Annotated in this window: 11 protein-coding genes; 8 read left to right on the top strand and 3 right to left on the bottom strand. The window is 65.8% G+C overall.

The genetic code is table 11. The features are described from left to right. The first annotated feature begins 82 nt into the window (after positions 1–82). Entirely contained in the window at positions 83–1753 is a 1671-nt protein-coding gene (locus tag EV665_RS12965) for a vWA domain-containing protein (RefSeq protein WP_245507706.1), read from the top strand. Positions 1754–2058: 305 nt separating this feature from the next. Here the strand turns inward: EV665_RS12965 and EV665_RS12960 are convergent, their stop codons facing one another. Both EV665_RS12960 and EV665_RS12955 read right to left on the bottom strand, forming a co-directional pair. Then, the gene (locus EV665_RS12960) at positions 2059–2406 is read right to left on the bottom strand and encodes an antibiotic biosynthesis monooxygenase family protein (RefSeq protein WP_133034413.1); all 348 of its coding nucleotides are present in this window, start codon (positions 2404–2406) and stop codon (positions 2059–2061) included. Then, positions 2403–2732 carry an NIPSNAP family protein gene (locus tag EV665_RS12955; protein ID WP_064329320.1) on the bottom strand — a complete coding sequence of 110 codons (330 nt, stop codon included), beginning with the start codon at positions 2730–2732 and terminating at the stop codon, positions 2403–2405. Before EV665_RS12955 ends, EV665_RS12960 begins: the two co-directional genes overlap by 4 nt. Positions 2733–2838: 106 nt before the next feature. Here EV665_RS12955 and EV665_RS12950 point away from each other — a divergent pair, with 106 nt between their 5' ends. Beyond that, positions 2839–3519, top strand: coding sequence for an ArsR/SmtB family transcription factor (locus tag EV665_RS12950; RefSeq protein ID WP_133034412.1), 681 nt, complete (start codon positions 2839–2841; stop codon positions 3517–3519). Between the two features lie 187 nt (positions 3520–3706). Continuing rightward, positions 3707–4396: an HAD family hydrolase gene (locus tag EV665_RS12945; protein WP_064329319.1), complete on the top strand. Its 690-nt coding sequence runs from the start codon at positions 3707–3709 to the stop codon at positions 4394–4396. Between the two features lie 86 nt (positions 4397–4482). On the opposite strand, the gene EV665_RS12940 is transcribed toward EV665_RS12945, so the two are convergent. Next, a complete protein-coding gene (locus tag EV665_RS12940) occupies positions 4483–5031 on the bottom strand; it encodes a hypothetical protein (RefSeq protein ID WP_380685495.1) in 549 nt (182 codons plus the stop codon). A gap of 317 nt (positions 5032–5348) precedes the next feature. Here EV665_RS12940 and thrC point away from each other — a divergent pair, with 317 nt between their 5' ends. The 5 genes from thrC (at position 5349) to EV665_RS12915 (ending at position 12309) form a co-directional block, all read left to right on the top strand. Then, entirely contained in the window at positions 5349–6752 is a 1404-nt protein-coding gene (gene thrC, locus EV665_RS12935; RefSeq protein WP_210234631.1) for a threonine synthase, read from the top strand. Between the two features lie 97 nt (positions 6753–6849). Further along, entirely contained in the window at positions 6850–8148 is a 1299-nt protein-coding gene (locus EV665_RS12930; protein ID WP_133034410.1) for a M16 family metallopeptidase, read from the top strand. Positions 8149–8336: 188 nt separating this feature from the next. Then, on the top strand, positions 8337–8486 hold the full coding sequence (locus EV665_RS12925; protein ID WP_064496052.1) for a DUF1127 domain-containing protein: 150 nt from the start codon (positions 8337–8339) through the stop codon (positions 8484–8486). A gap of 265 nt (positions 8487–8751) precedes the next feature. Then, entirely contained in the window at positions 8752–9345 is a 594-nt protein-coding gene (locus tag EV665_RS12920) for a GNAT family N-acetyltransferase (protein ID WP_064329317.1), read from the top strand. A 120-nt stretch (positions 9346–9465) separates the two neighbouring features. Continuing rightward, positions 9466–12309, top strand: coding sequence for an EAL domain-containing protein (locus tag EV665_RS12915; RefSeq protein WP_245507711.1), 2844 nt, complete (start codon positions 9466–9468; stop codon positions 12307–12309). Positions 12310–12325: the final 16 nt, after the last annotated feature.

Here is a 12325-nt window from a genome sequence, read left to right as displayed (position 1 = left end):
GCCTCACCCGTCATGAAACAGCATCGCTGAGCCTTGCCGGCGTGGACGGCTGGCGTTTGCGGGGAAAACGAGGAGGATAGACGTGCGTTTGAAAGCCGCCTTCATGCTTCTGGCGGGGCTTCTTGCCGCCACCGAGACGATTGCCGCCGACAAGACGATGATCGTGCTCGACGCGTCCGGCTCCATGTGGGGCCAGATCGGCGGGCGCAGCAAGATCGAGATCGCCCGCGAGACGCTGGGCACGGTGCTGAAATCCGTGCCTGCCGGCACCGAGCTCGGCCTGATGGTCTACGGCCACCGCGAAAAGGGCTCGTGCAGCGACATCGAGCTGGCCGTGCCGCCGGGCGCGGGCACCGGGGAGGCGATCACCTCCTTCGTTTCGGGGCTCAGCCCCAAGGGCAGGACGCCGCTCACGCAATCCGTCGAGCAGGCGGCCGACATCCTCAAATATACCGAGGACAAGGCGACCGTCGTGCTGGTGACGGACGGGCTCGAGACCTGCGAGGCCGATCCCTGCGCGCTCGCCTCGGCGCTCGAAAGCAAGGGCGTCGACTTCACCACCCATGTCGTGGGCTTCGGCCTGACGGAGGAGGAAGGCCGGCAGGTCGCCTGCCTTGCCGAGAACACCGGCGGCACCTATTTCCAGGCCTCCGATGCCGCCCAGCTCGTGGCGGCGCTGACGGCGACGGTGGCCGAAGCGCCGATGGCAAAGCCGGTCGAGGAGGTCGCGGCGGCAGAGCCCGAGCCGGAGCCCGCCGTCGAATTCAACACGGAGTTCGACAGCGTCCTGTCCGAGGGCGGCCCCTCGCTCGGCGACAACGACAACGTGTTCTGGCAGGTCTACAAGGCGGATGCGGGCGGCAAGCCGGCCGGCGACCATCTGGAAAGCCAGTACAAGGGCAAGTTCTCCGGCAACTACCCGCCGGGCAAGTATGTCGCCGTGGCGACGCTGCAGAGCGCGATCAAGCGGGAGGTCCCCTTCGAGGTGAAGGACGGCGCGGTCGCCACGCCCTTCGTCAATTTCGACGCCGGCCATGTGACGATCCATCCCAAGCGCACGCCCGAGGATGCCGAGGACGACGAGAACGCGGCGGTCGAGATCGCCTTCGGCGGCTATTCCACCACCTATTACGGCACGGCCAGGTTCTATGCCGCCGCCGGCGAGGTGACGCTGACCGGCAAGATCGGCCCGTCGGTCGTCGCGCAGACGGTGCCCGTCAAGGCGGGCGAGACGGTCGAGCGCGACCTCGTCATCGGCTCGGGCGTCGTGCTCAACAAGGCGGTCTATGCGGAGGGCGGGACGGCGGTCGATTCCGGCAACGTCTTCTTCGAGGTCGTCGCCGCAAACAAGAACATCGACGGCACCCGCAAGAGCATCGCCTACAATTACGGCACCGGCACGAAGCTGGACGTGCCGCCGGGCGAGCATGTGCTGACGGCAAAACTCGGCTCGGCAACGGGCGAGGTCCCCTTCACCATCAAGGCCGGGGAAACGAAGGAAATCACCGTCAACATCAATGCCGGCGTGCTGGCGATCACCGCACCGGGCGCGAACTTCATCGAGATCCTCAGCGCCACGAAGGACATCCAGGGCAACCGGACGTCCATGTCCTACAATTACGGCGCCGAATGGCAGGACACGCTGCCGCCCGGCGACTATGTCGTGGCGGTGAAATACGAGGGCGACACCGCGCCCAAGGAGGCCAAGGCGACGGTGAAGGCCGGCGAGCGCTCGGAAGTGACGGTGCAGTAAGCCGGAAGCGGGGCAAAGCCGGCCCCGCCTGCCGGCCCTCTCCGCCTTGCGGGCAGGGCAATTGCCTATGGAAGGAAACCGTTGCCACACATCCCCTTCTCCCCCGCGGGGAGAAGGTGCCGGCAGGCGGATGAGGGGGATGGCGAAGGCGTAACCGATCCGTCCGAGCCACCCCCTCATCCGACCCTTCGGGCCACCTTCTCCCCGCGGGGGAGAAGGAGAAAAGCGCGATGCCGCATTCATGTCGCCCCGCCCGCAAGGCGGAGAGGGCCCGCAGGCCGGAGTGGGCTTTCCCGCAAATTCCCCTATGCCGCATGAAAGGTGCGGCTGTCCTCCGGTGCCTCGTTGCGGTCGTTGAGGCCGTAGTCCCTGACGACGCTGGCGATGCGCAGCCGGTAATTGTCGAAGACGCCGTGCCGGCCGAGGGATTGCGCGGCACGGTGCTGCTCGCTGTTCCGCCAGGCCGTCACCGCCGCCTCGTCGCGCCAGAAGGAGAGCGACAGGAGCCGTGTCGGGTCGGTGAGGCTGCGGAAGCGCTCGATCGAGAGGAAACCGTCGATGTCGTCGAGCAGCGGGCGCAGGTCCCGGGCGGTGTCGAGATAGAGGTCGATGCGGCCGGGTGCCGGGACCACCTCGAAGATGACGGCGATCATGACGCCACCTTCGGCGCATGCGGCAGCGAGACGTTCTTCAGGAAGAGGCGGTCCTCCTTCAGGATGAAACGCTCGCTGCGGGCGAAGTCGTAATTCTCCCGGCCGAGCGGGTCGGCGGCGAGGCGGGCACGATAGGCCTCGTAGGCAGCGAGGCTTTCGATGTTGTAGACGCCATAGGCGGTGGTGGCGGAGCCCTCGTGCGGGGCGAAATAGCCGATGAGATCGGCGCCACAGCGCGGGATCGCCTCGCCCCAGTTGCGGGCATAGGCGGCGAAGGCGTCCTTGCGGAACGGGTCGATCCGGTAGCGGATGAAGCAGGTGATCATCGTCGTCTCCTCGTTTTGGCGCAATCCCCTTGCCGGAATTGCCCGTGTCTGCGATGCCCCCTTTTCCCACATTGCCGGACGCGAATGCTTCGACTATCATCGAAGTATGAAAGAAGGCCCCGACATTTCCCAGATCGGCGCGCTGATCGGCGATCCCGCCCGCGCCAACATGCTGACCGCGCTGATGGGCGGGCAGGCGCTGACGGCGAGCGAGCTTGCGGGCGCGGCCGGCGTCACGCTGCAGACCGCCAGCACCCATCTCTCCCGGCTGGAGGCCGGCGGGCTCATCGCCCAGCGCAAGCAGGGCCGGCACCGCTATTTCGCGCTCGCCGACGACGAGGTGGGGCTGCTGCTGGAAAACATCATGGGCTTTGCGGCCAACCGCGGGCTGATGCGCACCCGCCCCGGCCCGAAGGACCCGGCGCTGCGCAAGGCGCGTGTCTGCTACAACCATCTTGCCGGCGATTTCGGCGTGCGCATGCTCGACCGGCTGGTGGCCGACGGCGACGTGGCGCTCGACGGCGAGGAGGCAGCGCTGACACCGGCCGGAGAAGCGCGCATCGCCGCCATCGGCATCGACCTTGCCGCGCTGAAGACCCAGCGCCGCCCCCTCTGCCGCACCTGCCTCGACTGGAGCGAGCGGCGCTCGCATCTTTCCGGCGCGCTCGGCGAGGCGCTGCTCGCCCGTTTCATCGCCGATGGCTGGGCGAAGCGCGAAAAGGACAGCCGCGCCATCCGCTTCACCGCCGAGGGCGAGCGGCGGTTCCTGGCGCTGTTTCCGGAGTGACCGCTGCCCCTGCCCGCAAATCGCCGCATAGCTCACGCCCGGAATCGGCAATTGTCCCGGCGCGCCCTTTCGTGTAGGGAAACCGCGGCTTCACGGGCGATCCCGCCCCTTCGTTCTATCCGCAACTCCCGACGCCCACCCGCGTCCCGCCCTTGCGGGCAATTGCGCCATTGAAAGACGGTTTGTCATGGACGGTTTCGATCTCATCATCTTCGACTGCGACGGGGTCCTGGTCGATTCGGAAATCATCGCGGCCGAGGTGGAATCCCGGCTCCTCACCGAGGCGGGCTACCCGATCGGCGTCGAGGAGATGGGCGAGCGCTTTGCCGGCATGACCTGGCAGAACATCCTGCTTGCCGTCGAGCGCGAGGCCGCCATCCCGCTCTCCGCATCGCTGCTCGACAAGTCGGAAAAGCTGCTCGATGCACGGCTCGCCCAGGAGGTGAAGGTCATCGACGGCGTCAAGCTGATGCTCTCGCGCATCCGCAAGCCCTACTGCATCTGCTCGAATTCCGCCGCGCACCGCCTCGACATGATGCTCTCGAAGGTCGGCCTGCGGGAGGTCTTCGGCCCCTATGTCTATTCGGCCAAGGACCTCGGCGCCGATCGCGTCAAGCCGAAGCCGGACATCTTCCTGCACGGCGCCAAGCAGTTCGGCGCGAACCCGGCCAACACGCTGGTCATCGAGGATTCGGTGCATGGCATTGCCGGCGCGCGCGCTGCCGGCATGCGCGTCGTCGGCTTCACCGGCGCCTCGCACACCTACCCCTCCCATGCCGACCGGCTGACGGAAGCCGGCGCGGAGACCGTGATCTCGCGCATGAGCGAGCTGCCAGGGGTTATCTCGGCGCTGGCGGAATGGCAGGAAGCGATTTGAGGCAGTAGGCAGTAGGCAGTAGGCCTGCGTCGCGAGGCTGGAAGTCAGCGTCAACCCCTACGGCCTATTGGCTATCGCCTAATTCCTCACTTCGTATTGTACGGCCCTTCGTCGAAGCCGACATAGACCTTGGTGAAGCCGCCGGGCAGCGCGACATCGCCCTTGGTGAAGATGAACTGGCCGGCATCCGTGTTCACGGCATACTGGACGAGTTCGGAATAGAGCGTCGTCTTGCCGTCCGTGGCGGCGACGCGGATCGGCACGTTGACCGTTCCGCCGCTGCCGGCCGGCCCCGGCACCACGCGGCCCTGCACCATCACGGTCATGACGAGCTGGCTCTGGTTCAGCACGCATTGGCGGGTCGAGTCGGCAAGCGTGACCTGATAGAGCAGCTTCTGCGGATCGTCCTTGGCACCCTTGGCGTAGCGGCGCAGCACGGCCGTGCCGTCACGCAGATAGACCTGCGGGCACGAGCCCTGCACGACGGCGGTGCCCGTCTGCTGCTGGGTGGCGGTCTGCACGCCCGACGGGTCGCTCGTCACGCCGAGATCGGCGGGCTTGTCGGTCTGATTGCAGCCGGCGATGACGGCGAGAAGGGATATGCCGAGAAAGCGGCGGATATTCATTCCAAACACGATACTGTAACCCCTGCGATCAGGCTCCGCCCCCGGCGTGCAAGCCTTTCGGAACTCTTTTGCGGGCCTTTTCATAACCCTAGGCGATGGTCTATAGCAGCGACGTGGCGAAAAATCGATTGTCGATTGAACCCGCCCGCAGAATTTCGACAAGGCCCGCTACGGGCCGGATGCAACGGGATTGCCACGATCTGCCGCAAAGAGACCTGCGGTCTTGCGTGGCCTTTCGCTAGACTGGGCGGCAGAGCATTGGTACGAAGCGACAGTCGGTTCCTGCGATTTTCGTCGCTCGAAATCATCAACCTTCCCAAGGACGTATGAACGTGGACTATGTTTCGACGCGGGGCGAGGCCCCTTCCCTCGGCTTCTCCGATGCGCTTCTGGCGGGCCTTGCCCGCGACGGCGGCCTCTATGTGCCGCGTGAATGGCCGACCTTCTCCAAGAAGGCGATCCGGGCGCTGCGCGGCAAGTCCTACGAGGAGATCGCCTTCACGGTGCTCTCGCCCTTCGTCGAGGGCGACATCCCGGCCGACACGTTCCGTACGATGATCGACGAGGCCTATGCGACCTTCCGCCATCCGGCGATCGCGCCGCTGGTGCAGACCGGGCCGAATTCCTTCGTCCTGGAGCTCTTCCACGGCACGACGCTCGCCTTTAAGGACGTGGCGATGCAGTTGCTTGCCCGGCTGATGGATCATGCGCTGGCCGTACGCGGCGAGCGCGCGACCATCGTCGGCGCCACCTCGGGCGATACCGGCGGGGCGGCGATCGACGCCTTTGCCGGCCGCGAGCGCACCGACATCTTCATCCTCTTCCCCGAAGGCAAGGTCTCGCCGGTGCAGCAGCGCCAGATGACGACCTCCAAGGAAAAGAACGTCCACGCGCTCGCCATCAAGGGCAATTTCGACGACTGCCAGAACCTCGTCAAGGCGATGTTCAACGACACGAAGTTCCGCGACCGGATGAAGCTTTCCGGCGTCAACTCCATCAACTGGGCGCGCATCATGGCCCAGATCGTCTATTACTTCACCAGCGCCGTGGCGCTCGGCGGACCGGACCGCAAGATCTCCTTCACCGTGCCGACCGGCAATTTCGGCGACATCTTCGCCGGCTATGCCGCCAGGCGCATGGGCCTGCCGATCGACAAGCTCGTCATCGCCACCAACGAGAACGACATCCTCGCCCGCACGCTGAAGACCGGCCGCTACGAGATGAAGGAGGTGAAGGCCACCACCTCGCCCTCGATGGACATCCAGATCTCCTCGAACTTCGAGCGCCTGCTGTTCGAAGCCCATGGCCGCGATGCCGGCGCCGTGCGCCGCGCGATGGAAAGCCTGAAGCAGTCGAACGCCTTCGAGATCAAGGACAGCGCGCTGAAGGCGATCCGCAAGACGTTCCGTGCCGGCCGCGCCTCGGAAAAACAGGTCGCCAAGACCATCAAGGACACGCTCGCCGAGACCGGCTACCTGCTCGACCCGCATTCGGCGATCGGCGTCTTCGTCGCCGCCAAGCACGAGAAACCCGGTGCGCCGATGGTGACGCTCGCCACCGCCCATCCGGCGAAATTCCCCGCCGCAGTAAAATCGGCATGCGGTATTGACCCGGCGCTTCCGACGTGGCTTGCTGACCTCATGCAGCGGGAGGAGCGGTTCGACGTGCTGAGTGCGGAACTCGACGTCGTGGAAGCCTTCATCGGCGACCACTCGCGAATCCGGAGCTGAGCGGTTCCGGGGCGGTTTGCGTTCGGGATCGTGTGACACAGGAAGAGCATTTGCGGGTTTCGAAGGGGCACGCGAATGTGGAACGCAGAAAGTGCGCATGATGAAAGTTGAGTGCACCCGGCTTGCGTCCGGGTTGACCGTGGTGACCGAAAACATGCCCCATCTCGAGAGCGTGGCTCTCGGCGTATGGATCAAGTCGGGGTCACGCAACGAAACCACGGACGAGCACGGCATCGCCCACCTTCTGGAACACATGGCCTTCAAGGGCACCGAGCGCCGCTCCGCCCGCCAGATCGCCGAGGAAATCGAGAATGTCGGCGGCGAGGTCAACGCCGCCACCTCGACGGAAACCACCTCCTACTATGCACGCGTCCTCAAGGACCACGTCCCGCTCGCGGTCGACATCCTCGCCGACATCCTGACGGAATCCGTCTTCGACGAGGAGGAACTGCGCCGCGAGAAGCACGTCATCCTGCAGGAGATCGGCGCGGCGAACGACACGCCCGACGACGTGGTCTTCGACAAGTTCTCCGAGGTCGCCTATCGCGACCAGATCATCGGCCGCGCCATCCTCGGCACGCCGGAATCGGTGCTGTCCTTCTCGCCCGGCGAGATCCGTTCCTATCTCGACCGCAACTACACGACGGACCGCATGTTCGTCGTGGCGGCCGGCGCCGTGGACCACCAGGAATTCGTGCGCCAGGTCGAGGACCGCTTCTCCTCGCTTCCGACCGCGCCGAAAATCTCGCCGGTCTTCGAGCCGGCCCGCTATACCGGCGGCGACATCCGCGAGACGCGCGACCTGATGGACGCGCAGGTGCTGCTCGGCTTCGAGGGCAAGGCCTATCACGCCCGCGACTTCTACTGTTCGCAGATCCTCGCCAACATCCTCGGCGGCGGCATGTCCTCCCGCCTCTTCCAGGAGGTGCGCGAGCACCGGGGCCTGTGTTATTCGATCTACGCCTTCCACTGGGGCTTTTCCGACACCGGCATCTTCGGCATCCACGCCGCGACCGGCGGCGAGAACCTGCCCGAGCTGATGCCCGTCATCTTCGACGAATTGAAGAAATCCTCGGAAACGATCGAGCAGCAGGAAATCGAGCGCGCCCGCGCGCAGATCCGCGCCCAGCTCCTGATGGGCCAGGAGAGCCCGGCCGCCCGCGCCGGCCAGATCGCCCGCCAGATGATGCTCTACGGTCGCCCGATCCCCAACGAGGAGCTGATGGAGCGCCTTGCCGGCATCACCATCGAGCGCCTGACGGACCTTGCCGGCCGCCTGTTCTTCGACACGCTGCCGACCATCTCGGCCATCGGCCCGCTGGAGCATCTGGTCCCGGCCGGCGACATCACGCGCTCGCTGTCGCGCCAGCCCCTGCCCGACCGCGCGGCGAGCTGAGGCCCCTTCCCTCACCGCCGCCGGCAGACATTTCCGCCGACGATGCCGGGATGAAAATGGCGCGTCCATCCCGTCCTGGAACAGCGCCAGCGTCCGCCATGCATCAGGCGCATGCCTCCGCTGCAAGCATGTGCATTTTTCCGGGCACGCGATTGTTTATATCATGGGCAACCCAAAGGAGTTGACCAATGAACATCTTCGCAAAGCTCAAGAAGAACGCCGCCGACCGCCGTGCCGTCCGTGAACTCAGCGCCCTCGACGACCGCGCCCTGCAGGACCTCGGCATCTCGCGCTCGAACATCCAGTCCGCCGTCAAGGGCCTCACGGTTTTCGGCTGAGCCACCCGGCAAGAGAGCCTGGCGCCACGGCCTGATGACGGGGCACGCTTGACCAAAGCGGCTCGCACCGGTCGTCCCGCCCTTGCCGCAAGGTGAAGCGCACATGGCTTCGAAGACGCAACCCGCCGCAAGGCGGGTTTTGTTTTTCAGGGGTTTTTCCGGCCGCCTGCCTGCCCGCACCCCGTCGACCATTTGACGCCGGCGAGCCTCTCGGCATAGTCTTCAAGGACAAGGCACGCCACGGATCGGCGCGCGCGGAGGGCGAATGGCACGGTCGGTTTTTCGGTTTCTGTCCCGGCAGTCCGACACCGTGGAACTTGCCGACGATCGGCACCTGCTGCGCCTGCCCCGTTTCCAGGATTACCGGCAATGGTATCAGTTGCGCTCGGAAAGCCGGCGCTTCCTCGAACCGTGGGAACCGACCTGGCGCAACGACGAGTTGACGGAGAGCGCCTTCCGCGCCCGCGTTCTCAGGAATGAACAGGAATTTTCCTCCGGCCAGGCCGTGCCGCTCTTCGTCTTCGCGCGCGAGGAGAAGGCGCTGCTCGGCGGGCTTACCATCGGCTATATCCGGCGCGGCGCGGCGCAATGCTGCATGATCGGCTACTGGATGGGCGAGCGGCATGCCGGCCAGGGCCACATGCATGGCGCCCTGAAACTGGCCATACCCTATATCTTTTCCAGCCTTCAGTTGCACCGTATCGAGGCAGCCTGTATTCCAGACAATCAGAGAAGCATCCGTCTCCTTGAAAAGGCCGGCTTTCGGCAGGAAGGCTACCTTCGGGAGTATCTGAAGATAAACGGGGAGTGGCGCGACCACGTGATGTTTTCGCTTCTGGCGGCCGACAGGCGGCCCTAGGCGGCACCCGGGCGCGGCAGGACAGGCAGACCTAAGGACCATGCAGTTTCAATGAAGTCTTTATCCGTGCCGCAAACGCTGCATGCCAGCCGGTTGCTCGCCCTCATCCTCCTCGCCACGATGCTCCTCGCCGGCATGATGACGGGGCGTGCCTTCGCCGTCGAACCCGTCAAAATCTCCCGTGACGACACCGCACTCGACCTCACCGCCACCACGGAGATCTATACGGGCCGGGGCGAGGCCTTCCAGGTCTCCACCGCGCCGGGCACGGACGGCATCGTGCGCCGCATCGAGGTGCGCGCCACCTCGCAGGACCACCAGGGCGACTGGGCCGTCTTCGCGCTCGCCAACGTTTCGGAAGAGCAGATCGACCGCCTGATCGTCGCCCCGCATTTCCGCCTCGTGCAGTCGAAACTCTTCTGGCCGGACCTCGGCGCGAAACGTATCCTTTCGATCACCCCGAGCGAAGGCTTTGCGCTCGACCGGCAGCCGAGCGACGAGGCCGACGTCTTCCGCATCACGCTCAACCCCGGCACGGTCGTCACCTTCGTCGCGGAACTGGCGACGCCCGACCTGCCGCAGATCTATCTCTGGGCGCCGGATTCCTACAAGGACACGGTCAACGCCTTCACGCTCTATCGCGGCATCGTGCTCGGCATCGCGGGCCTGCTCGCCGTCTTCCTCACCATCCTCTTCGTGGTGAAGGGCACCTCCATGCTGCCGGCGACGGCCGCGCTCGCCTGGGCGGTGCTCGGCTATATCTGCGTCGATTTCGGCTTCCTGTCGAAGCTCATCAGCATCACGGCAGGGGACGAGCGCATCTGGCGCGCCGGCACGGAGGTGTTCCTCGCCGCCGGCCTCGTCGTCTTCCTCTTCACCTATCTCAACCTCAACCGCTGGCACGCGCATCTCTCCTATGCGACGCTCGCCTGGATCCTCGGCCTCGGCCTGCTCTTCGGGGTCGCGATCTACGATCCGCCGATCGCCGCCGGCATCGCCCGCCTCTCCTTCGCGCTGACCGGCACGGTCGGCATCGTGCTCATCGCCTATCTCGGCTTCAACCGCTACGACCGCGCCATCCTGCTGGTGCCTGCCTGGGCGCTGATCCTCGTCTGGCTGTTCGGCGCGTGGCTGACGGTGACGGGCCAGCTCAACAACGACATCATCCAGCCGGCGCTCGGCGGCGGGCTCGTGCTGATCGTGCTCCTCATCGGCTTCACGGTCATGCAGCACGCCTTTGCCGGCGGCGCCTACAGCCAGGGCCTGTTCTCCGATCTCGAACGCCAGTCGCTGGCGCTGACGGGCTCCGGCGATACGGTCTGGGACTGGGACGTGGCGCGCGACCGCGTCGTCACCATTCCCGACATCTCCATCCAGCTCGGCCTTGCGCCCGGCGTGATGCACGGGCCTGCGCGCAACTGGCTGCCACGCCTCCATCCCGACGACCGCGACCGTTTTCGCGCGACGCTCGACGTGCTGCTCGAACACCGCAAGGGCCGGCTCAACCACCAATTCCGCGTGCGCGCCGAGGATGGCCATTACCATTGGCTGTCGATCCGCGCCCGGCCGGTGCTCGGCGCCAATGGCGAGATCATCCGCTGCGTCGGCACCATCATCGACATCACCGAGCAGAAGAATTCCGTCGACCGCCTCCTCCAGGACGCCCTGCACGACAACCTGACGGGCCTGCCGAACCGCCAGGTCTTCCTCGACCGCCTCCAGTCGCTCCTGTCGCTGACCGCAAGCTCCGACAATGTGCGCCCGACCGTGCTGACCATCGACATCGACCGCTACAAGCAGGTCAACGATGCGCTCGGCATTGCCGCCGGCGACAACATCCTCATCGCGCTGACCCGGCGCCTGCGCCGTCTCCTGAAGCCGCAGGACACGCTGGCGCGGCTTTCCGGCGACCAGTTCGGCCTGATCCTGATGTCCGAGCGCGACCCCGCCAAGGTGGCGGATTTCGCCGATGCGGTCAGCAAGGCGATCATGGTGCCGATCAATTTCGGCGGCCGCGAGATCATCCTGACCGCCTCGATCGGCCTCGTCTCCTGGGTCGACCAGCAGGAGGACGCGCCGGGCCTGCTCAACGATGCGGAACTGGCCATGTACCGGGCCAAGAAGGGCGGCGGCAACCGCGTCGAGCCCTTCCGCCCCGCCTTCCGCACCTTCGGCGCGGACCGCCTCCAGATCGAGACGGACCTGCGCCGCGCCATCGAGCGCAAGGAACTCTCGCTCGTCTACCAGCCGATCGTGCGCCTTTCCGACGCCGAGATCGCCGGCTTCGAGGCGCTGATGCGCTGGGATCACCCCAAGCGCGGCAACATCTCGCCGACGGAATTCATCCCGATCGCGGAAAGCTCCGATCTCATCAACCAGCTCGGCCTCTTCGCCCTCGACAAGGCGGCAAGCGACCTGATGGACTGGCAGCTCCAGACCGGCGACCTGCCCGTCTTCGTCTCGGTGAACCTCTCCAGCGCCCAGTTGCTCAACAACGAGCTCTACAACGACGTGCGCGCCGCGCTCGCCAAGACGCGCTGCGCGCCGGAAAAGCTGAAGCTGGAACTGACCGAATCCGTCGTGATGGAGAACCCGGAACAGGCCCGCCTGATCCTCAACAAGCTGAAGGATGTCGGCCTTGGCCTGGCGCTCGACGATTTCGGCACGGGCCATTCCTCGCTCTCCTACCTCACCCGCTTCCCCTTCGATACGATCAAGATCGACAAGGCGCTGGTGCGCGACGGCTCCGACAAGCGCACCGTCCTGTTGCGCTCCGTCATCTCCATGGCGCGGGAACTCGAAATGCAGGTCGTCGCCGAGGGCATCGAATCCGAAGAGGACGCGATCGAGCTCGGCAACATGGGCTGCGAATTCGGCCAGAGCTACCTCTTCGGCCCGCCGATCGGCTACGATTCCGTGCTGCGGCTGCTGAAGGAACGCTTTCCGCTGATGAAGCGGGCGTGAGGAGGGATTAGGCGTC

The sequence above is a fragment of the Shinella granuli genome (genome assembly GCF_004341885.1).
In the GTDB taxonomy this organism is placed as follows: Bacteria; Pseudomonadota; Alphaproteobacteria; order Rhizobiales; family Rhizobiaceae; genus Shinella; species Shinella granuli.
This window is presented reverse-complemented; position numbering and strand designations above follow the sequence as displayed.

Coding starts and splice junctions, on each gene's coding strand:
- EV665_RS12925 (WP_064496052.1), top strand. CDS start 8,337: ATGAACATCTTCGCAAAGCTCAAGAAGAACGCCGCCGACCGCCGTGCC.
- EV665_RS12915 (WP_245507711.1), top strand. CDS start 9,466: ATGCTCCTCGCCGGCATGATGACGGGGCGTGCCTTCGCCGTCGAACCC.
- EV665_RS12950 (WP_133034412.1), top strand. CDS start 2,839: ATGAAAGAAGGCCCCGACATTTCCCAGATCGGCGCGCTGATCGGCGAT.
- EV665_RS12930 (WP_133034410.1), top strand. CDS start 6,850: ATGATGAAAGTTGAGTGCACCCGGCTTGCGTCCGGGTTGACCGTGGTG.
- thrC (WP_210234631.1), top strand. CDS start 5,349: ATGAACGTGGACTATGTTTCGACGCGGGGCGAGGCCCCTTCCCTCGGC.
- EV665_RS12945 (WP_064329319.1), top strand. CDS start 3,707: ATGGACGGTTTCGATCTCATCATCTTCGACTGCGACGGGGTCCTGGTC.
- EV665_RS12960 (WP_133034413.1), bottom strand. CDS start 2,406: ATGATCGCCGTCATCTTCGAGGTGGTCCCGGCACCCGGCCGCATCGAC.
- EV665_RS12955 (WP_064329320.1), bottom strand. CDS start 2,732: ATGATCACCTGCTTCATCCGCTACCGGATCGACCCGTTCCGCAAGGAC.
- EV665_RS12920 (WP_064329317.1), top strand. CDS start 8,752: ATGGCACGGTCGGTTTTTCGGTTTCTGTCCCGGCAGTCCGACACCGTG.